The 24,336-nt window shown below is 57.1% G+C and carries 21 protein-coding genes and 1 pseudogene; 8 read left to right on the forward strand and 14 right to left on the reverse strand.

Features of this window, described 5'->3' with window-relative positions; all coding sequences use genetic code 11:
- Positions 1 to 566 precede the first annotated feature (566 nt).
- From HNQ95_RS31345 to HNQ95_RS31370, 7 genes and pseudogenes are all read right to left on the reverse strand, one after another.
- Positions 567 to 1,832, reverse strand: coding sequence for a hypothetical protein (locus HNQ95_RS31345; RefSeq protein WP_246341071.1), 1,266 nt, complete (start codon positions 1,830 to 1,832; stop codon positions 567 to 569).
- Between the two features lie 135 nt (positions 1,833 to 1,967).
- A pseudogene (locus HNQ95_RS34260) lies at positions 1,968 to 2,375 on the reverse strand (TniQ family protein); the annotation flags it as partial.
- Positions 2,375 to 3,472, reverse strand: coding sequence for an ATP-binding protein (locus HNQ95_RS31350; RefSeq protein ID WP_182585851.1), 1,098 nt, complete (start codon positions 3,470 to 3,472; stop codon positions 2,375 to 2,377). The pseudogene HNQ95_RS34260 and the gene HNQ95_RS31350, both read right to left, overlap by 1 nt.
- A 9-nt stretch (positions 3,473 to 3,481) precedes the next feature.
- Entirely contained in the window at positions 3,482 to 5,722 is a 2,241-nt protein-coding gene (locus HNQ95_RS31355; RefSeq protein ID WP_182576072.1) for a TnsB C-terminal domain-containing protein, read from the reverse strand.
- Complete coding sequence (locus tag HNQ95_RS31360) at positions 5,722 to 5,985, reverse strand: hypothetical protein (RefSeq protein WP_182576073.1); 264 nt, start codon at positions 5,983 to 5,985, stop codon at positions 5,722 to 5,724. The genes HNQ95_RS31355 and HNQ95_RS31360 overlap by 1 nt, the downstream gene beginning before the upstream one ends.
- 390 nt (positions 5,986 to 6,375) lie before the next feature.
- Entirely contained in the window at positions 6,376 to 6,603 is a 228-nt protein-coding gene (locus HNQ95_RS31365; RefSeq protein WP_182576074.1) for a hypothetical protein, read from the reverse strand.
- Between the two features lie 287 nt (positions 6,604 to 6,890).
- Entirely contained in the window at positions 6,891 to 7,421 is a 531-nt protein-coding gene (locus HNQ95_RS31370; protein ID WP_182576075.1) for a type II toxin-antitoxin system VapC family toxin, read from the reverse strand.
- Positions 7,422 to 7,424: 3 nt separating this feature from the next.
- Here HNQ95_RS31370 and HNQ95_RS31375 point away from each other — a divergent pair, with 3 nt between their 5' ends.
- Positions 7,425 to 7,715 carry a hypothetical protein gene (locus HNQ95_RS31375; RefSeq protein WP_182576076.1) on the forward strand — a complete coding sequence of 97 codons (291 nt, stop codon included), beginning with the start codon at positions 7,425 to 7,427 and terminating at the stop codon, positions 7,713 to 7,715.
- Positions 7,716 to 8,092: 377 nt separating this feature from the next.
- Here HNQ95_RS31375 and HNQ95_RS31380 read toward each other — a convergent pair whose 3' ends face one another.
- The 7 genes from HNQ95_RS31380 to HNQ95_RS31410 form a co-directional block, all read right to left on the reverse strand.
- Entirely contained in the window at positions 8,093 to 9,340 is a 1,248-nt protein-coding gene (locus HNQ95_RS31380) for a M20 family metallo-hydrolase (RefSeq protein WP_182576077.1), read from the reverse strand.
- An 11-nt stretch (positions 9,341 to 9,351) separates the two neighbouring features.
- Entirely contained in the window at positions 9,352 to 10,461 is a 1,110-nt protein-coding gene (locus HNQ95_RS31385) for an alcohol dehydrogenase family protein (RefSeq protein WP_246341072.1), read from the reverse strand.
- 41 nt (positions 10,462 to 10,502) lie between these two features.
- Positions 10,503 to 12,059 carry an acyl-CoA synthetase gene (locus HNQ95_RS31390; RefSeq protein WP_182576079.1) on the reverse strand — a complete coding sequence of 519 codons (1,557 nt, stop codon included), beginning with the start codon at positions 12,057 to 12,059 and terminating at the stop codon, positions 10,503 to 10,505.
- Between the two features lie 6 nt (positions 12,060 to 12,065).
- On the reverse strand, positions 12,066 to 12,863 hold the full coding sequence (locus HNQ95_RS31395) for an enoyl-CoA hydratase/isomerase family protein (RefSeq protein WP_182576080.1): 798 nt from the start codon (positions 12,861 to 12,863) through the stop codon (positions 12,066 to 12,068).
- Complete coding sequence (locus HNQ95_RS31400; RefSeq protein ID WP_182585852.1) at positions 12,863 to 14,212, reverse strand: aminotransferase family protein; 1,350 nt, start codon at positions 14,210 to 14,212, stop codon at positions 12,863 to 12,865. Before HNQ95_RS31400 ends, HNQ95_RS31395 begins: the two co-directional genes overlap by 1 nt.
- 66 nt (positions 14,213 to 14,278) lie before the next feature.
- Positions 14,279 to 15,241: an agmatinase gene (locus HNQ95_RS31405; RefSeq protein WP_182576082.1), complete on the reverse strand. Its 963-nt coding sequence runs from the start codon at positions 15,239 to 15,241 to the stop codon at positions 14,279 to 14,281.
- A gap of 76 nt (positions 15,242 to 15,317) precedes the next feature.
- Positions 15,318 to 16,274: a LysR family transcriptional regulator gene (locus tag HNQ95_RS31410; RefSeq protein WP_182576083.1), complete on the reverse strand. Its 957-nt coding sequence runs from the start codon at positions 16,272 to 16,274 to the stop codon at positions 15,318 to 15,320.
- Positions 16,275 to 16,526: 252 nt separating this feature from the next.
- Between HNQ95_RS31410 and HNQ95_RS31415 the strand changes: the two genes are divergently transcribed.
- The 7 genes from HNQ95_RS31415 to HNQ95_RS31445 all read left to right on the forward strand — a co-directional run bounded on the left by HNQ95_RS31415 (position 16,527) and on the right by HNQ95_RS31445 (position 24,287).
- Positions 16,527 to 17,582, forward strand: coding sequence for an ABC transporter substrate-binding protein (locus HNQ95_RS31415; protein WP_182576084.1), 1,056 nt, complete (start codon positions 16,527 to 16,529; stop codon positions 17,580 to 17,582).
- Positions 17,583 to 17,730: 148 nt separating this feature from the next.
- Positions 17,731 to 19,080 carry an ABC transporter permease gene (locus HNQ95_RS31420; RefSeq protein ID WP_182576085.1) on the forward strand — a complete coding sequence of 450 codons (1,350 nt, stop codon included), beginning with the start codon at positions 17,731 to 17,733 and terminating at the stop codon, positions 19,078 to 19,080.
- Positions 19,081 to 19,093: 13 nt separating this feature from the next.
- Positions 19,094 to 19,918: an ABC transporter permease gene (locus tag HNQ95_RS31425; RefSeq protein ID WP_182576086.1), complete on the forward strand. Its 825-nt coding sequence runs from the start codon at positions 19,094 to 19,096 to the stop codon at positions 19,916 to 19,918.
- 14 nt (positions 19,919 to 19,932) lie between these two features.
- A complete protein-coding gene (locus HNQ95_RS31430; protein WP_182576087.1) occupies positions 19,933 to 21,018 on the forward strand; it encodes an ABC transporter ATP-binding protein in 1,086 nt (361 codons plus the stop codon).
- Between the two features lie 13 nt (positions 21,019 to 21,031).
- Positions 21,032 to 22,003 (forward strand): arginase family protein, encoded by a 972-nt coding sequence (locus tag HNQ95_RS31435; protein ID WP_182576088.1) that lies wholly within the window; start codon positions 21,032 to 21,034, stop codon positions 22,001 to 22,003.
- Positions 22,004 to 22,078: 75 nt separating this feature from the next.
- Positions 22,079 to 22,990: an aminotransferase class IV gene (locus tag HNQ95_RS31440; RefSeq protein WP_182576089.1), complete on the forward strand. Its 912-nt coding sequence runs from the start codon at positions 22,079 to 22,081 to the stop codon at positions 22,988 to 22,990.
- Positions 22,991 to 23,285: 295 nt separating this feature from the next.
- Entirely contained in the window at positions 23,286 to 24,287 is a 1,002-nt protein-coding gene (locus tag HNQ95_RS31445) for a quinone oxidoreductase family protein (RefSeq protein ID WP_182585853.1), read from the forward strand.
- Positions 24,288 to 24,336: the final 49 nt, after the last annotated feature.

Genomic DNA, 24,336 nt, shown 5'->3' on the forward strand with positions numbered 1-24,336 from the left:
AAGTGCGGTTTGTTCAGGGCCGGCTCGCTTCAACATCACCCACTGAATCACAAACCCCCAACTCTCGCCAGGGGTTTGTCAGCAGTCTGAGCCCGGACATCTATATGTCCGGGCTTTTCCCTTATCGATCTAGGCGAGCCAACTTTGAGTGTCGGATGAGCCATCTATCTTGACGCTGAGCAAGATACGGTTACGCGTCAGGGTATTTTCAACTTTGGGTGGCCGCCCAAGAGGCAGCTCTCCGTGCATCCTCAAGCTGCGCACTCTTCGCTGCTTCCCTTACTTCTCATCGAGGAGCGGCCGTTTCGCCGCTCCAGGAACACAACATTGGCTTTCAGGCACACAACTTTGGGTGTCCGCCCACTTGTAGAGGCACCTTAGGTTTGTCTCTAGATTTCAAATGCCTATTGATTTCATTGGTGTTTTCAGTGTGGATGCGACTTTCTTTGTCCCCGATGTGACCTAAGGTCTGTCTCTACGGCGACCCCGGTTGCTTCAGGACAAAAAAAGACCCCGCCGGAAAGGCGGGGTCGAAGGTGGGATAAAAGATTACGTGCGGTCAGGTCTCAAGTTGGCGCTTGAGCTTGCAGGCCGGCGTAGACTTCCGACCGTCTGTAGATCACGGCGCGCCGTGTCTCCGAAGTGAAGACAGGAGCGACACCTGCCTCGTCCATCAGCCGACATGCATGATGGCTCCGTTGAACGCCAAGGTATGCTGCAAGTTCGGATAGCGGCATGTACTCTCTCAGGAATGCAAGTACAGCCTCTTGTCGAACGAAGCGCGCTTCGCGTGTGCCACCATATGACTGCATGCGTTCCGATGGGAGGTCTCCGTGCGCGGTGAGGGCGTATACTGCGTTGATGACCAAGCCCATTTGTTTGGCAACTTGCTTGGCCGTGAGCCCGGGGAGTGCGGGCTTTGCAACTTTTTGCTTCACCTCGTCCGCAGCCACAAGAATGGCTGAGAAGCCGCGCTTTGAAGGATCCGTGGATACCCGTTCGAGCGACCGCTGCTGCAGAAGCACGATCACGTCGACGTACCCGCAGCCGGCCAATTTTAGGGCGCGAGCAATGGGAACGAGTCCTTCGACATCCCCACTCTGGTAGCTGACGCTTTCAAGAAAGCGATCCAGTCCAGCTTTCGAGTACGCCGTTTGGGTTTCATCACTCTCTCCGAAAAGCGTTTCCAGCAAGTTGGCTTTGCGGACCTGTTCCCATTGCACCCGGTTCATGCCCAGATACTCGCGACCCTGTTCGCCATTGATCGAAGCGGTGATGAGATCGTGAACAGCCTCGACCCGAAAGATGGCACGGGAGTCATGTAGGCCGTCAGTTTCCGGCCCGATGATGTTAGCTTGACGCAGAAGCTTTCTCAGGCGCTTAGGGTGCACTTGGTATTCGTCGGCAGCCGTATACACCGAATGCAACCGACGATGGCTGACCTTGCCAAGGAACTCGTCTCCGGGCCCAAGGGGTAGATACTCGACGGCCTGATCGCGTACCCATCCGCGAAGGAATTCGTAGTCTGGGTTTTTTCGACTATCCTGGAGCCACTTCATGAAGGTCCCACCCACTCCTTTCGCTCCTTTGGTGTTCGACGTCACCCATTCGGAGTAAAACTCGGCCAGGAATTCGCCAAGACAAGCTTGGGCTACAGCGAATCCCGCGGTTCCAGCGTTGAGCCGATCCTCCAGCGATAGTCCTCCCAACACGACTTGTTTGCCAAAGAGAATGCAGGCCCCAGTCACCTCCGCCAGTCTGGCAGCGAGGTACAGCGGCAATTGATCAAGGAACCCAACTTCAGTCTCGCGCCCCGAAAGCCGATCAGCCAACCAGTCCTCAAGAGGTGAAGCTGGAGCAGGGACGACTAGCTGAGCCGTCTCCGCGATCCAAAGCGGATTTCGACGCAAGCAATCTTGGATTCCAGAGCTGGACTCCAACGTATTGGGTTCTACCAGCATGCAGCGGTGAGTTGGGCAAGTTAGGACAAACGGCACAACCCAGGTCACCCTAAACCAGGGTCGTGTGACCGGTCTTGCTTCCGGACCGCACTCGAGGTCGTTCAGGAGGCATTGCGGACAAACCCGAGGCCTGTTTCTCGACAGATTCCGAAGGCTCAGCTTTGCGGACCCGAGCCACAAGCCGTCCTCGCGACACGAAATTGCGGTCGCCTCGAGGGCTGCATCCGAAACACCAGAAAGTTCTGAGAGGACCGCCAGATCATTCGGTTCGCCGCTATCGAGCGCTTGAAGACGAAATTCCATATGACGTGCAAAGGTACGCACGCTCACCGAGTTCGCTGCCGCTAGCCGTGCTGCGAAGCTTCCCGGAGTCTCTCCGGGGTTCAGTGATACGGTTCGAGTAAGCGTGGCCATCAACCCCTCCTGCTTCGTGCTTTGAGGGCTTCCTTCTCGCTCTCTTGGTACTTGGCGACGAGATCGTGCAGCGCTCGCGATGGATTGATGGACCGCCAATTGGCCACCGCAAAGACGTTCTCGCCCGGCCGGCATCCGGAGGACTGCGCGTATGCCAATTCGAAGTCCTCGGGGTGGACTTCCTCGCGGCCTGCGCGGAGTGCTCCAAAGATTGCACTCCTGGTAATCTGGATCGATGTACCGAATGCGCCGCTGGCCGCATGAAGAAGCCGATTGGCAAACTCTTCAGACAACAACGCTTCAAGCGGTTTCATCTCGGCATGCCTGACAATGATCCCTTCGACCATCCGTTGGACGAAGCGCGTATCCTGACCTTGCCGCAGCGGCTCGAAACGAAGGATCTTACAGCGGTTCTTAAGCTGTCCGTCTTCGTGTTCGAGAAACGCTGCCAAGCCCGGAACGCCCGAGAAGATGGCATTCAATGGCCAATCTTCCAGCTGCAGCAGGTTCTTCACGACATCGGCGGTGTCCTGAACCGTTGCGTGGTTGCTGCCCTTCACAACGTGCTGCATCTCATCAACGTGCAGCCATAAAACCTCACGTTCCTTCAGCTGCTCGCGGAAGAGATCCCACATGACGTTGGCCTGATCGTCGCGTTCGATCGGATAGCCGATGGTGCGAAGACCAGTTTTTGCGACGAGCTTGGCCGTCGTGGGCTTGGGGGCCTTGAACGAATATGCCAACTGCACGTTCTGGCCATAGTCGTCGACGTAAGGCTGCAATTGTTCCTTCAGCGCGAAAAGCCTCCTGATCGCGGTCGATTTCCCGGAACCGGATTCACCGATCACAAACAGCGCACGAATCCTGTCGGCCTCCGCTTTTGCGTATCCCGTGCTGGCATGGAATGCCGCCTGGTCGTCCAACATTTGGTCGACGGCTTCATCCAGGGCTTTATCGTTTGGGCCTTTCACGTAGCCTTCATTGATCTTCGCGATCCGATCTGCGCGAAACAGGGACTGCGGCGACATGCGTGCACGCAACCGGGCCAAGGCATTTCCGGTAGCAGGGTCGTTGGGGTGGAGGTTCTTCTCCTGCATCATGCACTCCTATTCAAAATCAATCTCGACATCGTCGTCGTGGCTGGCAGATTGGACCTCGTCGAACTCCGGTTCGGCGGCCTGATCTTTTCCTTTCACGTCGTCCTTGAAATCGTACCGGTCTGGTTGGGTGAGGACCGGCGAGTCCCTGTAAGCGGCGGGAAGTTCAAAGATCTCACCGTCGGCATCGGATGCCCTTGTGAGATCCAAAAGGCGGCGCGGTTCTGCCGGCGTGACGTTCAGTTTCTTCATGCGAAAACCAAAGCGTTCGCGGTCAAGGCGGTTCAAACGGTCACGCTCGGAGGACCGATCCGCGAGTACGCTGATGCCGGCTGCTACGTCGGAGGCGTGCCCGATTTCACGCAACGCTGCTGCAGCGTCTGCGACAAAGTCGAGATGCATCTCCTTGTTGCCAGCGAAGCGCGCGTCAAACTCACGTTTGGCATACTCCAATTCGTAGACGGTCAGATTGTCCGGCACCGGCAGCTCCGAATCGACATCGATCCAGTGGCGGCCGTCCCAAAATGTAATCTTGGTGAGGTCGTATCGGTTTACGCGGAAGAGCACCGTCTCTCCAACATGACCCTGCAACTGGCGCGAGTTGTATGGGAGCGCCAGGAAGGGAATCCCATGGCTATTGACCTTCCGTTTGAACTCGAGGCCGAAGGTCCGCCGCATGTTGTCACGGCTAGGCCCGGGTCTGATCGGGTACTTGGCAGTCAGCCGCATCCACGCGTCATGGGGAGTCTCTCCACCCAACCCGCTATGCGGAGTATGATGATACTGATCGATCATGTAGCGATAGAAGCCCTTGGCAAACTGGTCGGCGCAGACCGTTGCCGCTTTCTCAGGATTGGCGTTCCCCTTTTCCAGAACGTTGGAAAAGGTCCGGCCGCTGAACCAATGGAGCGCCTGATTTGAGAACGTGCGGAATGACCGCTCGAGATGCGCTCTGGCCTGGGGGGTGCCTGCCTGAGGCAGCAACAGTTCAGCACCCGCGTCATTTGCCGCTGTGAGAAAGGCGGTGCTCCGGAAGGCTGAGCCGTTGTCGGGGAGAATGGTATTGATCTCACCCGAATAGGGATACGAGCAGGCAGCCCCGACGTAATCGGCGATCCTTGACTTGTCAGTGAGTGCGAGCTCAAGGACTTCAATGGCCGTATCGGCACAGGGGTCTTTGGCATGGATTTTGAAGGCCAGGACACAGCGGGTTGCCGTGTCCATCGCCACGGTCACCCACAGCCTGGTGCGCGTTACAGCCATTCGCTCCTTTGGAGTCATGTCCTTCCAAATGGCGAGATTCACCAGCAGCGTCTGGAGGTCGATGAGCCATTCGTCGAACTCGACACGTTCAAGCGGCCTAAACTGGCCAAAGCCTCCAGAGCCTGTGCCAAAACGCGCCAAGGCCGCCTTCTTGTCCTCGCGCATCATCGTCACATGGAAGGGATCGAGTTCAGCGATGCCTTTCGAGAACGTCTTGCGGGACACAGCCGTCAGCAACGGCTGGCCTTGAGCTTTGAGGCCCCGATTGAGACGGTGAAGAATTCCGACGTAACGCTTCAGCAATGCCGCTTCAGTAGGGCGTTTCGGACACGCGTAGGCAGCCTGAATCCGGCGACGGATATGCAATTCTACGGGGTTGGCGTTCTTGCGACGCGTCGACGACCCCCTGTAAAGGCGTGCGAACGCAGCAGGTGTGCGACAGACCTCGTATTTGCGCCAGTCGCGAACAAACTGTCGGCTCGACGGCAGTTTCTTGGAAAACCGAAGGTCATCGCCTTTTCTGGCATTTTCGTTGTGAGCCGCAACGAGTTCGGCCTGTACCTTCGGAAGAAGCCAGGAAAGGCAGGCTTTGCCGAGATTGACCTTTTCGGAGCGCACTCCACGCTGCTTCTCGCCCAGCATCAGCTCGTACCCTTGGCAGAGAAGGTAGGCGAAAAGCACTCGTTCCTGCTCTCGTGGAGCGAGGTCACGAACCCGGAAGTCTTTGTTGAGCGAGCGCAGATAGCTCTTTTGACGAGACAGGAAATGGGGCTCGATCTCGATAGCCCCGGACTCGTGCTTGCTTACGAAATCCGGCTGGCTGAGGGAGATGGCCTGATACGGCTTCGCCGTGGCCTGGAAGCTGTGAGCCTTGCCGTCAGATTCCAGAAGCCGATAGTCGAAGCCGTCGATCCGGTACATCGCATCAGGGGCGAGGCGCCAATTGGGAACGTAGCCAGTCACACTGGGCACAAGATTCAGGGACATCACGCAGCTTCCTTCATGCTTTGGGTGACGAGCAGCCAAGTTCGGTCGAGAATGGCCTCTGGGCTTTCGGCGACGAGGGTTCCCTCGTCGATCAGCGTCCAAACCGCGTGAGTGCGCCGCCACTCGACTGCGGCACCGCGGACCAGGTCGTAAAATCTGAAGCGAGGGCCGAGCGATCGGTGCCTGCTTGGCTTCTGCCACGTCCTCGTCGACGCGATACTTGCGTGCGCGACGCAGCCAGCCGGCGTTGTAAGCATCGTCATCCGAAACCTCCTCTTCCGTTACGATCTTGATCCGGTGGACGTACTTCCAAGCGCTTCCCTGATCCTCGATCAGCCGCAGGGTCTCACGCAGCGAAGGAGCTCCTGACCGCGGCACGTAGTCCACCCTGTCGCCAGGTCTCACGGCGAAGGCTTCCACAAGGCCCGAGGCGTACCGAGCGCAGTAGTCAAAGACGTGGGTACGCTTGGTTCCCCTGCGGTCCAGGTACGAAACCTTGGGCCACTGATCGCGAAGCTCCTTCAGGTCCTTTCGGCCGAGCAAAACTTCACGCACGCGCCTCTCGCCGCGGCTGGCCGCGGTGATGACCCGATCGAACTCCTCGACGGGGGCCCAGGAACGGTACGAACCAGAAGAATTACGTGGAGGCGTGATCAGGCCGCTGGAAGGAGCAGGCGGAGTGAAAGTCCCGCCTTCATCCTGCTGGCCATTACGAGCCGAAACCGCGTTATTGCGCAGTCCTCGGAGCCATCGCCGCCCTCGCGCTGCCGAGCGGTCGACGGAAGCGTGAGATAGGTGGTCTGCTTGGGAACCGAATAGTTGGTGAGCACGCCTGCGCGGCGGTCGAGGAGGTATTCAACGAGAAGTCGCGATTTGTTCATAGCGCATGTCCTTCCAATGTTATGGGGAGGGACAATTGCGTGCCGAGTCCTTGCCTCGGCATGAAATACCGATGGCTAGATCAAGTGCCCGCAACCATCCGGCTGCCCTATCGATATGCGCTTCGTGAACATTGCGTCCGGTCCTATGAGTCCAACTTGGTGTCGGGGAGGCGGCTTCTAGCGCTAAGATCTTAACGACAAGTGACCAAGGCAGCTCAACTTGCTCAGATCTTAGAAATTTCGATCGGTTTTTTGAAAGCCTGCCGATTCATAGCAGGGGTCTTAGCCTAGTTGAGCATCAGGCTGGGTCGAAACTGCTCAGGCGGGACGAATTCTGGTTTTGACGCACCAGGCCACTCGCAATCGAAAGGATTCACAATCCCGGGCAATGGAAACAGATCATTGATCCGCTCGAAATCGGCCGTGTTTCTAGTCGCAAGCCGAATCTGGTACGCAATTGCCGTTGCCGCGATCATCAGGTCTTGTCTCATTTTCGGCTTCGACGTGTAAGCAGAAGCGGTCCACAGATCGCGCAACTGTGGAGTTGCATACATGCGGCCCAAAATTAGCGCTGTCCGAGTATCCATAGGTAGAAAATTGATGTCAGAAGCGAGCAGATCATCCAACCACCGTTGGAGTGCTCTGGCTTTCTGCAGGTTCTTGAGCATCAAGTCGGAGATGCCTTTTTGGATCTCAACAAGTGCGCTGAACGGGAGAGCTAGCCCTCTTTCCGGCTGTGTATCCAGCCAGGCGACGACACTGGGGTGTGGGCTCTTCCGGGTAGTTTCGGATACAATGTTCGTGTCAAGCAAGATCATGTGATGGAGCCGGCTGGTGAACGATTCGGAAACCATAAAATCGATTCGTTAACGGAAGAGTCGGCAAGGATTGATATGATGGCCAAAATTGACGCTCAAATTCACCCGGCAGGAACTCCATGGACAGTTGATGAGGTCCGGCAGAATCTTGAGGCGTTCCTTGAGGCCGCCATCGGACAGCCTCAGCAGCTACTTACTGCAGATCAGCGATACACGGTGACTGTCGCGCGTGCCGGCAAGGCAGACGCTCGACATCTGCTGAAACGCGGCGGGCCTCTCGACGAGGACGATTGAGGCTGCGAATGGAACTGACGCGTTCGCGAGGGCATTTCTCGCCACGCGCCAATTCGATCCAATTTTTGGTTCGATCAGTCCACATCTTGGATCGATTGCCTCGTTGACCGATCGCCTTGTCGAGACCGCCATACCTGCCACGGCCGCGGGCGTGACGGCTGTCGCGAGCCAACTAGGATTTCGGCCTCCGACCTATCACGAACTGGTTCGCGATCTTAGGATCCGAGGCCAACAGCATTAAGATCGCCAATATGGTGCGCGTTCGATGCCGAGCATTGCCAAGGGCTCCTGCAAATCAAGTACACAATCGTTCTGTGACGGAAGGTAGCCGATGATCGATGCGGTGCCGCGCCGCATCGAGAAAGAGGGCAGTGTTGTCAGTTGGCGATGTCCGGAGAGGCCCACTTCGACACCGCCCGAAGAAGTACATCTGCACCAGCGACCATATGTTCGAACTCGGCCCACTCCTTTTCGTTGTGGCTAATCCCATCGCGGCAGGGAATGAAGATCATACCCGTTGGGCAGAGTGGTCCCATGAACTTCGCGTCGTGGGTCGCTCCCGAGGCGATCGCAGCGCTCTTAAGGTGCAGCGAAGTGGCGCTTGTTTCGATCAAGGACCTGATGTCCGCATCAAAACATACAGGGGGAGAAGCGAGCGTCGTGACCGCGTCTATATGGCAAGACGTGCGGAAAGTAGCTGCGACCTCGATGATCTGCGCGTGGATCGTTTCGAGAATTTTCTCGGACGGATGCCGTAGATCGATGGTGAAAACGACATTTGATGGAACGGTGTTCGGTGCACCAGGTAGCACGCTTAGCCGTCCGACCGTAAAGCGGACCTCGTCGTCTGGATCGGTCGTCAGGGCCCGCAGATCTGCGATAAGATCGAGAGCGGTGAACAGTGCATCGCGCCGCCGCGATCTCGGCGTGGTCCCGGCGTGGGCTTCCTCGCCGCTCACAGTGACCTGGAGCTGGATGATCCCTTGAATACCAGTGACAACACCAATTGGTGTGTTGGACGCTTCAAGGACCGGTCCCTGCTCGATATGCGCCTCGATGTAACCCGAGCTCTCGGTTCCAAGTCCGATCCGGAAAAGTTGTCCGAGTTTTTCTAGGCTTCTTGCTAGTTCTTCGTCGACCCTTTTGCCGTTCGTGTCGCGCGCGGCAAGAGCCTGGTCCAGCGGAAGTGCACCAGCATGAACGCCAGAGCCCATCGTCGTTGGCGAAAATCGTGCACCTTCCTCGTTGTTCCAGATCACGACTTCCACTGGAACGCTTGTCGAAATGGCACGATCCTCAAGTGTTTCTAAGACCTCGAACGCGGCAATTACACCGTACACGCCGTCGAAATTCCCGCCAGGAATTTGGCTGTCGAGGTGGGAGCCGATGCGCAGCGGTGCTTGATTTCCCTGTTCACCATTTCTGCGGATGAAAAGGTTTCCGATAGGATCGACGCTGCAGATGAAGCCACGTTCGCGCGCAAGGTCGAGAATGGCCGAACGGGCTGCCGTCTCTTCGTCGCTCAGGGCAGGTCGAATGACACCGCCGTTACCCGTGTCCCCAAATGAGGCCATTAGGCGATGACGCTCGAGAAGCCGATCTCGATTGATAACTAGATCTGCCACGGCGAACGCCTCTAGATCGTGATAACAATTTTGCCGACATGCGATTTGGAAACGAATTCCGTATGGGCCTCGCCAAGGGCCTTCAGCAGAAACGTCTTGGCGACGACAGGCTTGATTTCACCACGTTCGATGTAGCCGACTAGCGACGCGAACGTAGAGCGCTGCGGGTTTCCGACACCCCACATCTGGAGGTCCTTATAGATCAGGTCGCGCAGATCGATTTCGGGGCTAGGCCCGGCGATTGCCCCAGCCGAGACATAGCGGCCCGCACGGCGAAGGGACCGAAGCATGTGAAGTACCGGAGAGCCTCCGGTGACATCGGCAACTGCATCGAGGCCGCGCCAGCCAACAAGTTTTTCGATTTCCTCGCCGAGATTCTCGCATTCGCGAGGAATGAATTCGTCAGCACCGAGAGCTCGGATGGCGGCCTCCTTGCTGCGCCCCGCCACGGCAATCACCCTCGCGCCGCGTCGCTTGGCAAGTTGCACGTTCGCAGAACCGACCCCGCCCGAGGCTCCCGTCACCAGAACAGTCTCACCCGCCTGCAGATCTATCCTGACCAGCATCTCCTCACCGGTCGAGTAGGAGCAGGCAAAGCTTGCAAGTTCAACATCGCTAAGGGCGGACTCTACTGCCCACGCATTTTCCGAGACGATCTTGGTGTATTCGGCGTATCCACCGTCGGCCTCACTGCCGAAATAGATCACACCCTGCGAGTACTTCGGCAGCGAAGCGTCGCGGATACACGGGTCGACCATCACCCGCTTCCCGACCCGCATCGGATCGACGTTCTTTCCTACAGCCGTGATCACACCGACCGCATCCGCTCCCTGAATCCGGGGAAATGCCAACGTCTCCCGATTCCAGGTCCGCAGTTCTTCCGCCTCAACGCCGTTTAATCCGATTTCGGCCGTAAGCGCCGTTTTTACGTTGGGCGAGTACCAACCGGTTCGGGTGTTTATGTCGGTATTGTTGACACCACAGGCTGACACCTTGATCAGCACCTCGTCGTCGCCGACTACGGGGACTGGAACCGTCTTCCAAACCAGCTTGTCGATGCCTCCATGGCCTGTCAGAACCACAGCATTCATCGTTGCCGCCGAAGCTACAGCGTCGCTCATTTGATCCATCCTGTCTTCGTTTGTGATGCGGTCTGTTCTGCCTAGACCGCGCGTGTCTCTGCGGCCCAATATGGCTGCCGCAATTCTCTTTTGAGCACTTTGCCGAATGCGCTCTTCGGCAGCGAAGCTACGAAATCCACCGATTTTGGCTTCTTGTAAGACGCAATGCGCTCGCGTGCGAAGTTGATGAGTTCCTCAGACGAGGCAGATTGATCTTCCTGAAGAACGACCACCGCTTTGACGGATTCGCCCCACTGTTCGTCTGGGACTCCGATGACGCAAACCTCAGCGACAGCCGGATGCTGGAGAAGAACCTCTTCAACCTCTCGCGGGTAGATGTTTGCCCCGCCGGATATAATCATGTCCTTGATCCGGTCGGTGATAAAAAGGTAGCCGAACTCGTCGAGGTAACCGACATCACCAGTGTGTAACCAGCCGTTCTTTAGGGCTTCCGCCGTCGCGTTCGGACGATTCCAGTAACTCGGCATGACCAGGTCCGACCGTACCGTGACCTCTCCTGGCGTTCCCGTTGGTGCCGGATTGCCATCGGCATCGACTATCCGCACCATCACCCCGGGCATCTCGCGTCCCGCCGATCCCAATCGGGAGTACGCAACGGGATCGTCAAGGCGGTGCTCGGACTTGTGAAGGCCCGTGCAAGTCATTGGCGCTTCACCTTGACCGTAGATCTGGCTGAAGACCGGTCCAAAGGTCTGGACGGCCTTCTTCAGAACTTCGACATACATCGGGCCGCCGCCATAGATGATGTTTTTCAGGCTCGACAGGTCATATCGATCGGCTGCCTTTGACTGTAGCAGCATCTGGACCATCGTCGGCGCCAGGAAGCTTCCACTGACCTTAAGCTCCTGAATGAGTTCGAACACCTTCTCTGCATCGAAGCTTGGGGTCAGCGGGAAGGTCTGTGCCGCGCCCGCTGCCAAGTGTGCCAGGCCGACACTGGCCGTTCCGTGCGCGATAGGCGCGAGATGGAGCATAACGTCGAACTCGTTAGTGTCGGCAAGGAGCGTCTGACGAAACTGTTGGACCATCGTCAAAAGATTGCGATGGGTTTCCATGGCACCCTTCGACTTGCCTGTCGTGCCGGAGGTGTAAAAGAGCCATGCAAGGGAATCCGGTTCGATTTGAACCTGCGGGAGCTCCGCGGATCCTCTCGACAAAAAATTCTCGTAGGATAGCTCGCTGTCAAAACCACCATCGATCTCGATCCAATACTCGCCGCCGTGCAATTCCGGTCTGATTGACGCTAGCGTCTCTGCGTATTCCGGGCTGAAGACGACAAAATGCGCGCCGGAATCACTGAGGGCGAAGAGATGATCAGATGCATGGCTCTTCGGGTTGAGCGGCACAGCTGCCATTCCGGCATTCATCGCTGCGAGATATGCCTCGTAGGCCTCGAAGCGGTTGCTCGAAAGGATGGCGACGCGGTCACCCTGCTTGCCCAAGCTCAAAAAAGCATTGGCAAGTTTGTTAAGGCGGATTGCGCCGTCACGATAGGAGATCGCCTGGGTTGGGCTGAGCCACAGCGGCCGATCTGGAAAGCGCTGGGCCGAACGATGAACAAGATGAGCGATGTGCATGGCAAATTACCGATTTGACGGGAATTGGGGAGCACGCTTGTTCAGGAAGGCTTCCAAGCCTTCGCGCGCGTCCGGCTCCATGAAGTTCAGACCTTCGTATGCAACAGAAAGATCGAGGATCGGAGCAGCCTGTCGGAGCCAGTGATTAAGGCAACGCTTCGTCCATTGCACCGCCCGCGGTGGTTTCTTGCCGAGGCGATCGGCCAGTGCGAAAGCCGTCGGAAGCAATTCGCCCAGCGGTTTGCACATCGAAACGAGGCCGATCCTCTCGGCTTCGCGACCATCGAGGAGGTCGGCAGTCAGCAAGTACAGCTTTGCCTTCGGCAGGCCGCAGAAGAGAGGCCACATCATGACCGCGTGATCACCCGAAGCAACACCGATGTTGACGTGTGCATCGGTGATACGAGCGTCTTCGGCAATGATCGAGATGTCCGCGGTCAAGGCAACGGCTAGGCCAGCGCCGGCCGCAGGACCGTTGATTGCCGAAATGATCGGCTTGTCCAAGTGGATCATGTTGTAGACGATGTCGAGGGCGCCTTCGCCCATCGAAATAATAGGCTCGATCTTGCCAAGCTTGTCGATCTCCTCATGGAGATCGCCACCGACGCAGAACGCCCGTCCAGCACCGGTAATCACGATCACGCGGACGGTCGGGTCGTTCTTGACCGTCAGCCATACCTGCGCGAGTTCGTGGTGGAGCACGTTGTTCGCAGCGTTGAGTTTTTCGGGTCGATTGATGGTCATTGCGAGGACACCATTGTCGCGACGCTCGAACAGAAGGAGCTGGTAATCTTCGTACAGCATCACAGAACCCCTGAGCGGGTCAGCTCGTCCACATAGGTAGAGAGGGTCTTCTTGAGACGGTTGACGAGTTCCTCGATCTGGTCTGCCGTGATGATAAGAGGCGGGCAAACGACCGACCATTCGCCGTAGCGACCACCGTTCTGACGGCGGGAATAAAGCAACAGCCCGTTGTCCACGCCAATCTGACGAATACGGTCGCTTGCAAACAGATCGCCGGAAAAGACCTCTTTGGTCTCTTTGTTGCGAACATATTCAATGGCCATCATCAGGCCATGGCCGCGAACGTCGCCGACGATGGGCGAGAGTTCCTTTATTTCATTGAGTCGCGTGCGCAAAAGATCACCAAGCGGGCCGGCATTGGAAATCAGATTGCGGTCAGTCATTTCGGAAAGGACAGCAAATGCACCCGCGCAGGTGATCGGGTTTGCATTATATGTGTGAGAAAGGTTGAAGCCCGTCAAACTTGCGAGTTCGTCCACCATCGACGCAGGTGCGAGAACTGCGCCGATTGGCGTGTAGGCGGCCCCCAATCCCTTGGCGGTGATGACAATGTCAGGCTTGCAGTCGGGGTAATGGTGGGCGGCGAGGAAGGAGCCAGTCCGGCAGGCGCTGACGATCTCGTCGAAGACGAGATAAACTCCGTACTTGCTGCAGATGTTCCTGACTTCGGTAAAGAACGAGCGGTGAGGCACATTCGCACCGGTCGACTGGCCGCCGACAGGCTCCATCATGAATGCGAGAACATTTTCAGGGCCGAGCTCGAGGATCTTGGCCTCGAGTGCGGCTGCGGTGCCGCGTGCTCCCTCTTCTGCTGTGTTACCGAAGGGAGGACGGTAGGTCAGTGGCGCGGGGATCTTGTCCCCGAAAATTGCCATCGGCCCCCAAACCGCCGCTGCATCCTCGTCACCAGTCCAGCCGATCGTCGCCAAGGTGCCACCGTGATAGGACGGCATCAGCGTGATCACCTTTGTCTTCTGCTTCAGACCCTTGGCGTATGCATATTGGCGAAGAAACTTGATGCCTTGTTCGACGGCTTCCGAGCCACCTGACGACAGGTGCACACGCTCAAAGCCTGGCCCCGCCAAGGACGCGATCTTTTCGGTCAGCGCCAAGTTGGGAAGGTGCCGGGTAGTGCGAACGTAAGAGAAAGTGTGTTTGACACCTTGATCATACATCGCCTGCAAAACGCGCCTATTGCCTTGGCCAAGCGAAGCCGTCATCGCGCCAGAGACAACGTCGATGTACTGACGATCGGTATCATCGTAGACGTAGATATTCTCGCCGCGTACCATTGTCGGCATACCCTTGGTAGTAGCTGCCGAATAAAAAAGATCCTGCGATCCGCCCATCGCTGGGCGGACATTCGCTTGGCCAGACATTTCGTTACCCTCTTTTTATTTGAAGACTTCGTTAGCTCACTTCGATCTGCGACGGCTTACGGCCGGCGCAGTGATGCAAAGCAGCTCGAACAGAAGATTTGCGCCGTTGAGCGCGGTGATTCCCTGGGGGTCCAGGGGAGGTGATACTTCGCACATGTCGGCACCGACGACGTTTAAGCCGGCAAGGCCGCGCAGGACTACCTGTGCGTCACGCATCGTCAGGCCGCCGGGTTCCGGCGACCCAGTTCCAGGGACGAACGCGCTATCGAGTGCATCGATGTCAAAGGTAATGTAGCAAGGGCCGTCGCCCACCACGCGGCGGATTTCGGCGATAACGCCATCGCGGCCAAGTTTTTCGAATTCGTCAAAGTCGATGACACGCATGCCGTGTTCGACGTTGAAGTCGCGGTCCTGCCGGCTAAAGCGCGTACCGCGAAGTCCGATGCTCACGGTGCGCTTCGGGTCGATCAGTCCTTCCTGGACACCACGCGTCAGAAGCGTCCCGTGGTTATAGCGATCGCCATAGAGTTCTTCGCTCGTGTCAGGATGGGCATCGAACTGCACGAAGCCGATCGGCCCGTCACGAACGATGCCGCGCAGCACGAAATAGCTCACGGCATGGTCGCCACCACAGGCAACCGGCGTGATCCCACGGCCGGCAAGTTCGGCAAAGAAGGCCGAGGTATCCTCAACGGCGCTTTGTGGATTGAGTGGATTGAAGGGTGCGTCGCCCATGTCGGCAACAGCGCATTGGTCGAACGGTGACTCGCCGCCACTGGAGGGGTATCTGCGAATGAGCCGCGACATTTCGCGGACTTGCGAAGGGCCGTGGCGCGTGCCTCCACGGTTTGTCGGGAAGTCAAACGGAACGCCGACGACACCAATTTCGACACCATGCCCATCGGGCACGTACGGCAGTCGCATGAAAGTTGAGATGCCGGAGAAGCGGGCGACGACGAGCGAGTCGACGGGTTTTGCGGTGCTGTTTTCGTTAGGCATGGAACCCATCCTTTGGTTTGGTACCCCAAATCCTAGGATGAAGCTCTTCTTCAAGCCTATCAGAAAGCCACGAACTTTAGTTCGCAGTTTTCTTGGGGCTTCCCTTCGCCGCTATTCCATGACTTTTCGCCAGCTGACGGACGAACAAATCGATCATTTTCACGTCCTGGTTCTTCGTGCGCGTGACCGCGACAACGCCATTGGTGCGCCGAGCCTGTTCCTCCTGACCAATGTATCGCATTTCGCCTGATGTGACGTAGGGTGCCGCGACGTGCTCGGGAATGTAACCGATGTTCCTGCCTGAAAGGACCAGGGCAAGCTGGGCTTGAGCGCCCAGGCCGATATCGCCCTCGTAGCCAGTGGCGAGTGCGCCAAGGAAATTGTCAGGTTCGAGATGCCCGCGACTCGAATACTGAAACTGGAGCAACTGCTCGGCCTCGATCTTGGGCGTTGGAACCGAAAACAGTTCGTGGCCTCTACCACAGCAAAGCCGTAGCGTTTCCATAAACAGCGCGTAGGAATCGAGGCCCCGTGTCTTTGTTCGATCGACTGCAACGGTTACTCCCACATGGGCGGAGCCGTCCGCGACCCTCGATAGCACCTGGAAGCCGGCCATGACTTCGATCTTAAGCCTGACACGTCGTCCGTGATCGCGAAGAAATGTGCCGATTGCAAGCGGGATGCGGCAATCCGGATTCGTCATGACATCATCTTCAATCGCCAGCGACAGATCGCCCGCCAATCCCTCGCCCACGTCCGAAAGGTCGGTCTTGAACTCTTCCACTGCCGCAAAGAGCCGCTTCGCGGATTTGTAGACCTGCTGTCCCTCTGGAAGAACACGAAATCCTCCGGGGCCGCGTTCGCACAAGCGAATTCCAAGGCGGATTTCGAGTGACTTAAGGTTCTCGCTCAGAACCGACTGGGAGATGTTCAATTGCCCCTGTGCCCCGGCAAAACTTCCCTGGTCAACGATTACGACAAACACTCTGAGAAGTCTCAGATCAACGTCGCTCAACTGTCTCAGCTTCGACATGTCTTCACTCTGCTGCTGAAGGAATACTAGCAAGAGCGCGATCTGGATGAAGCCATCGGACGGTCAATTCGCCATCGACGCACACAGCTCGCTCCCTCCTATACGCTCCCCATGATTTGAAGATGCAGATGCTTTGTCAAACCCCTATGCGACCCCGCTACTGCCGAACAAAGGTTCGATAATGGCCGATTGAATTATCGCGTTTGGTTGCCGATGGTTCGCAAATAAACAAAAAAAAATGAAAGGGCGAACATGACAAATCTTACCAAATCCCTCATTGGCATCCTGGCTGTTTCCGCTTTGTCCCTCTCGGCCATGGCGGCTAAAGCTCAAGACAGCATTACGATCGCCGAATGGGGCGGTGCGTCGCAAGCCGCGGACCGGGCTGCATTTTTCGAGCCGTTCACCAAGGCCACCGGTATCGCTGTCGTCGATGATGTCTGGCAGGGTGATATGGCGACAATCGCCACGCAGGTTTCCACGAACAGCTACAAGTGGTCGCTTGTGCGTGGAGAAAGCGCGCTCATCAAGCGTGGCTGCGACGATGGCATCCTGGAACGCCTCGATCCGGCCCTCGTCGGAACTGCCGACCAGTATCTGCCCGGTGGGTGGAACGAGTGCGCGGTCGCATACTCGACCTTCTCGACGAACATCGCTTACAATGCAGATAAGCTTAAGGGCGGTGCAAAACCGGAAAGCATCGCAGACTTCTTCGACCTGGGGAAGTTTCCCGGCAAGCGAGCCGTACGCCGGCACCAGACCTACTTCCTTGAGCTAGCCCTTCTGGCGGACGGGGTGAAGCCCGCCGACCTCTACAAGGTCCTTCGTACGCCGGAGGGCTTGGATCGCGTCTTCAAGAAGTGGGATAGCATCAAAGACCAGATTGTATGGTGGGAATCCGGTTCTCAACCTGCGCAGCTTCTCGCCGACGGTGAAGTCGTAATGAGCACAGCTTGGGGCAACCGCATCGTCGCCGCCCAGAAGGAAGGTAAAAACCTTCAAATCGTTTGGGACGGTGCCGGCCTCGACTACGACTGGTTCATGATGCCAAAGGGCTCTCCGGACAAAGAGAAGTCGACCAAGTTCCTCGAATACATTCTCAAGCCGGAAAACGCCGCAAAGATCTCGTCCGTCGCACCCTTTGGACCAGTTCTGAAGAAGGCCATCCCCCTGCTCAAGTCGGATGATATTGCAGATCTGCCGACCAATCCGGCGAACGCGAAGAACGCGTTTGCATTCGATGCCAACTACTACACTGAAAACGACGCTGAATTGGCTATCCGCCTCGCCAATTGGCTCCAGAAGTAAGAGTAGAGGCTTCAGGCCACACAACTAGAATCTGACACCATGCGATGAACGCGATGTCGATGATGTCGCGTCCATCCCTTGTGAACGAACTTGCGCGGATGGGCATGCTGACTGGGCATAGAGCCCCGGTTGCCAGCAGGAATTGGCTATGAGCACTATTGAAATTGGACATGATGTCGGGGCCGCAACGCTCGACAAACGCCGCCTCGAGCGATCTTTGCAGAAAGCCGGCAGGCATCAGCGCTTGATTTCAGTCTCGCTGGTTGCTCCGCTCGCCGCTTTCACGTTCGTCTTTTTCGTCATCCCGATCTTCGCATTCTTTACATTCTCGGTCGCCAATACCGAAGTCCCTCGCGGTCTTCCGCTAACTTCCGAGGCGATCAAAGAATGGTCGGGTGAGGGGAGGCCGCCACAGCCCGTCATGGAGGCGCTAACCCAGGATCTCCAAAATACCTACAACCGAACTGCGGTAATCGGAGCAGCACGCAGACTGAACTATGACATCGCTGGTTTCCATGGTCTCATCACCAAGACGATTACTAACCTGAGCGAGCCCATCACTCAGCCGGACGTGTCGTCCGAAAACACCGATGTCCCTGACGGATTTTCGATTTTCGGAACCAGCGAGACGACCACAACCCCGACCCAAACGCTGCCAAAAGACGCTGGCGAGCGGCTCGTTTCGATCGACTCTCGCTGGGGTGAGCCTCGCTACTGGCAGGCGATCGAGCGCGGAACGTGGACCATTACCCCGATTTATCTTCTGACAGCGCTCGATCTCCGCATAGGCGATGACGGGTCCATCGAAAGCGTATCGCCGGACCACAGAATCTATCAGGCACTTATCCTACGAACCTTCGGTGTGAGCGCGGCGGTAACAATGATTGCCGTCATTCTCGGTTTCCCCTTGGCGCTTTTCATCAAGCGGCAGCCTGCAAACCGCGCCAGCTTGATCATGTTTCTAGTCCTCGTTCCGTTGTGGACTTCGATCCTCGTACGCACGACAGCCTGGCTTGTCCTTCTGCAAGGCGAAGGTCTGTTGAACGACCTTATCCAGTGGCTCCATCTGTCCGACACGCCCATCGCATTGATCCATAACCGAATTGGCGTTCTGGTCGCGATGGTGCACATCTGTCTGCCATTCATGATCCTGCCGCTCTACTCCGTCATGCGGAGCATTCCTCCCACTTACACCCGCGCAGCCGCGTCCCTGGGCGCCTCGCCGGCACGTGTGTTCTTCAAGGTCTACCTGCCTCTGGTCTTTCCTGGTTTGTCGGCTGGTGCACTGCTGGTCTTCATCATGTGCCTCGGCTTTTATGTTACGCCGGCGCTGGTCGGCGGACCTCGCGACCAGATGTTGAGCTACTTTATCGCGATGGCCGTCAATCGCGACCTCAACTGGGGCTTGGCATCCTCGCTCAGCATTGTGCTCATCCTGATCGTTGCTATTGCGCTCTTACTCCTCAAACGTTTTTCCGCCTCGGCGCTAGCGAAGTAACAGGAGACCATCGATGACAACGACCGCCATAGAGCGAATTGCATCCACGCTGGTTGCCGTGATTGCGATCGCCGTACTGTTCTTTCTGATGGTGCCACTACTGGTGGCAGTGCCTCTGTCGTTCAATGCAGAGCCCTATTTCTCCTACCCCATGCCAGGCCTGTCGCTTCGCTGGTATCAAGAAATCTTTGGAAGCACAGTGAAAGGGATCGAGTGGCGCAATGCGTTCTTCAACAGCGTCGTGATTGGGGTGAGCGCTAGCATACTGGCAACAGTGCTTGGAACGAGTGCAAGCCTGGGGATCGCAAGAGGTGACCTGCCGTTCAAGCAAAGCCTACAGGCGATGATGCTTTCCCCGCTCGTCATACCCGTCGTCGTCTATGCGACCGGAGCAGTCTACTTCTTCGCCCGCGTGTCGCTGATTGGAACCTACCCTGGTCTGATTGTTGCACACGCGCTGCTTGGTACACCCTTTGTAATGATCACCGTCACTGCGTCCTTGGCCGGCTACGATAGAAACCTCACCCGCGCTGGCCTCAGTCTCGGCGCATCGCCGTGGCGTGTTTTTCGAAAGGTGTCATTGCCCCTCATCGGGCCTGGTGTGGCTTCTGGTGCGCTGTTCGCTTTTGTTACCTCGTGGGACGAGATCATCGTCACGTTGTTTCTCGCCTATCCCAATCAGCAAACCATTCCACGCCGCCTTTGGGCAGGAGTAAACGAGCAACTCAGTCCCGTCGTCATCGCAGCATCGACGCTGCTCTTCCTTGTAACGCTTTGCCTTCTGGTCGTGACCGAGGTCCTTCGGCGCCGTAACGCCCGTCTCGCTGGCACACTCTAGTTTAAGGTATGCACATGTCTGTCAAAACAGATCCCTTCGTCCGCTTTGTGAATGTTTACAAAGCCTATGACGTAAACACGATGGTCGTGAAAAATCTCAACCTCAACGTGTCGGCTGGTGAGTTTCTGACCCTGCTCGGCCCTTCAGGCTCCGGCAAAACCACGACACTCATGATGCTGGCTGGCTTCGAGGAGCCCACCAGCGGCGAGATCATTCTCGACGGAAAGGCCATCAACGGAATACCAGCCTACAAGCGTGGCGTTGGAATGGTTTTCCAGAACTATGCCCTCTTCCCGCATATGACAGTCGGGGAGAACCTTGCGTTTCCTCTTCAGGCGCGAGGCATGCCCCGCGCGGAGCAACAGACGCGCATTCTCCAGGCTCTCGACATGGTGAAGCTGTCGAACTTCGTCGACCGTCGGCCAGGTCAGCTGTCCGGGGGGCAACAGCAACGCGTCGCTCTCGCGCGAGCGCTTGTCTTCGATCCAAGCCTCGTCTTGATGGATGAGCCCCTTGGTGCATTGGATAAGCAACTGCGTGACCATATGCAGCTCGAAATCAAGCATCTTCACGATCGCATCGGTGTCACGGTGGTCTATGTCACACACGATCAGACCGAAGCACTCGTCATGTCGGACCGCGTTGCGGTCTTCAATGAGGGTAAGATCCAACAGATTGCCGCGCCTTCGGAAATCTACGAGAACCCCACGACTGACTTTGTGGCGCAATTTATAGGCGAGAATAATCGCCTGGAAGGCACGGTCAGCGAAGTCCGCGGCAGCGAAAGTCTCCTCGTGCTCAAAGATGGCAGCGCCGTGCGGACCCTGAGCGCGGACGGGGCAATTGCCGGCGAAAGCCGCAAGCTTTCTGTTCGACCCGAGGCAATCCTCGTCGGTCCAGAAGCCGTCGATCTCCCCAACAACTACGCGGCAAGCGTGAAGGAAATCATCTACCTCGGCGACCACGTGCGTCTGATCGTGCCATTTGGCGGGCCCGACGAACTCGCCATCAAGCTTACCCATCGAAGGGCTGCAGCAATTGCTGTCGGCGACAAGGTACGGTTCGGGTGGAACCCCGACCAGTGCCGTGCACTTGTGTAGTGGGGGAGGGGTTATGAGCGCCATGACACCTCCGAGCATGCCGATGCTAGGATCCACGGATCTGGATACCTTCATGGGGGTGCGACAAGCGAAAATCTCAGATGCCCTTGATTGCGACATAGCGATATTCGGTGCCCCCTGCGCTACGCCATATGGCGGTGCGCCTGAATATGGAGCGGCGAACCTTGCGGCCCCGCAGGCGCTTCGTGAAGGCATCAAAATGTGGGCTTCCGCAAATGATCGCTTCGACTGGGATCTTGGCGAGCGGCCACTAGTGGGCCGAGATGACAGGGTCGTCGATCTCGGTGATCTCGCGACACATCCAGCAACGCCGGCGGAAAACCGCGGATTAATCAAATCGACCGTCGACCGTATCATCGCCGCGGGCGCAGTTCCCTTTGCCTTGGGCGGTGACGATTCCATACCCATACCGATGCTTGGTTCACTCAAAGCGAAAGAAGAGGTCCACGTATTGCAAATCGACGCGCATATCGATTGGCGGGACCACGTGGGGGGTGAGCGATACGGACTGTCCTCCGTTATGCGTCGGGCATCGGAGATGTCCTGGGTCAAGGGTATCGTACAGGTCGGCGCGCGTGGCCTTAGTTCCGCAGGCTTTGAGGAAATTGATATCGCAAGAAAGTGGGGAGCGGACCTCTTTCCAGCCCAGCATATTTTCGATCATGGCATCGACGATGTTGTGCGCGCGGTTCCAAAGGGCGCGAACGTCCATGTCAATCTCGACCTCGATGCCTTGGATCCCTCGATCATGCCAGCGGTCTTCGTTCCTGCCCCGGGTGGCCTGCTGTATTGGCATGTCGCGAAACTACTTATGGCTGTGGCAGAGAAGGCGAGTATCTGCAGCTTCGCACTAGTCGAGTTCGCTCCCAGTCGTGACATCAACGGGACGGCCGCCCTAACAGCAGCGCGTATTGCGTCTCTAGCGATGGGTTCCATCCTGAAGTCTAGGTACGTGGGAAAGTAAAACAGTGGCAGGTCGCCGGGCGCGGGTGGATTTGCTCTATCCCCTGCGGTTGCCTCGGCAAGTCCAGGGGGGCTAATGAAAGACCTATTTGGATATGTCGGCGAAACCATCGTTCCGATGCGCGCGGCGAGTATCCACCTACTCGACCGCGGCTTTCGATTTGGTGACGCTGTGTTCGACAGTGCCCGCACCGTGAAGCACAAGATCTACAAAAATCGAGAGCACGTGGAACGTCTGTTTCTATCTCTCGCGGCAGCCCAAATTGAGATCCCCCACACTGCGCGGGAACTCGAGCAAATTTGCGAGGCGCTGGCTGTCAGAAATAGCGCCGTCCTTGAAGACGATGAGGAAATCTGGATTACCCCAATTGTTACGCGCGGACCACTCAACAGAAATGCGCCGTTCTCGAACGGACCGGGGACGCTTGTCATTGCAGCCGAACGGCTGAATTTCCATTCCTATGCGCCGAGTTACCAAGAAGGCATCTCGCTTGTTACTCCCACCAGTCGCGCGATACCTTCTCAGTGTATTGATAGGCGTATCAAGTCTCTGAGCCGGCTCCAGTTTGGCATCGCTGAGGCCGAGGTGAAACGCATAGACGCGGCCTCCATGCCGCTAATGCTCGATCTGGACGGCAATGTCACAGAAACGACGGCGGCCAATTTCTTCGTCGTTCAATCAGGGGCTTTGGTCACGGCACCGGACGAAGACGTTCTTTTGGGAATCTCACGAGCAACCGTTTTCGAGCTGGCGGAACAGCTTCAGATACCCGTTCGAAAAAGAAAGATTCAACTGAACGAGGTTCTGCGGGCCGATGAAGCTTTCATCACGGGTACAAGCTTTTGCATGTTACCGGTTGCTTCAATCAATGGTCGGCAAATTGGGGCCAGCCCTCCCGGCCTCCTGTTCCAACAGCTTCTTCAAGCATGGAACCGTATATTGGGAATCGATATCGCAGAGCAGGCACGGTCTCACCTGAACTCGTAGGTCCGGTGGCTCCTGGTTCAGGTAGTGCATGCCGATCGCCCAGACCCGCCCGCAACAGGTTTGCGTTTCCCGCTGAGTTTTGACCCCAAAGACCTGGCAGTCTCCTTCATCTACGTTGGATGCCTCCGCTATTGGCCCGATATCGGATTGGCGAAACTTGTTTCTCTTCTTGCGTATGCTTTTCCCAAGGGGGGCGACCTAAACTCCGCCAGCTAGGGATGAGGAACCGCATCTCGACCTTCTCCGCGGTGCGGAAGGGTTGGAGACGTGGAGTTCGCAAGGATGTTGCTGAGTCATGACGATTACGACCAAGGCCATACGCATCTATGAGACCGGTGGACCACAGGTCATGCGGTGGGAGACAGTGGATTTGCCGCCGTTGGGTAGTGGCGACGTGCTGGTGAAGCACGCCGCAATCGGGTTCAACTTCATCGATGTCGTGCAGCGCAGTGGTGTTTCGCCCATCCCGCTGCCCTCTGGATTAGGCTTTGAAGCTGTCGGTGTCATAGAAGCGATGGGGGCATCGGTAACCGACTTTGCGGTGGGCGATACGGTTGCCTACATCAACGCGGGTCCAGGGGCCTATGCGCTCAAGCGGGTCGTACCCCAGGAGAAGCTTGCAAAAATACCAAATGAAATGGACCCGCATGCTTTGGCAGCGGTGCTGTTCAAAGGACTGACAGCCCAGTACTTGCTTCGCAAGACCGTTAAGGTGGGGGCTGGCGATGTTATCCTAGTTCACGCAGCCGCCGGCGGAGTCGGTTCGTTGCTGTGTCACTGGGGAAGGAAACTCGGTGCCATGGTGTTGGGGACCGCGAGCACAGATGAAAAGTGCCGTTTGGCAGAGCAGAATGGTTGCCATCACGCCGTCAATTATACCGTCGACGGGTGGCCGCACCACCTTCTCGATCTTACGGGCGGCAAGCGGCCAAACGTCGTATACGACTCGATTGGACAGGCGACGTTCATGCATTCCCTGGACATTGCGGACGTGTTCGGGACCGTCATCGTTTTTGGGATGGCTTCGGGCCCAGCACCAGCTATTGAGCCGGAACTGCTGAATAAGAAGGGATGCTTGTTCCTCACGCGCCCTTCCGTTTTCGCTCACAATGCGACACCAGAACTGTTCAGGAAGAATGTCTCGGATCTGCTAGAAGCGATGAACGAGGGTAGGATTCCAGCTCAGATCGGCAAGCGTTACGATCTATCTCGGGCGCACGAGGCCCACGAGGATGCACAGGCGAGGAGGCTTAAGTGTCGTTTCCAAGAAGGTTGTTCAGTCTTTGGAACGGGCTGATGCCTCCAAGGGCCGAGTGTGGGCGTGCCAGGTTGTAGTTGGCTGCCCA

It is taken from the genome of Aminobacter ciceronei (genome assembly GCF_014138625.1).
Taxonomy (GTDB): domain Bacteria; phylum Pseudomonadota; class Alphaproteobacteria; order Rhizobiales; family Rhizobiaceae; genus Aminobacter; species Aminobacter ciceronei.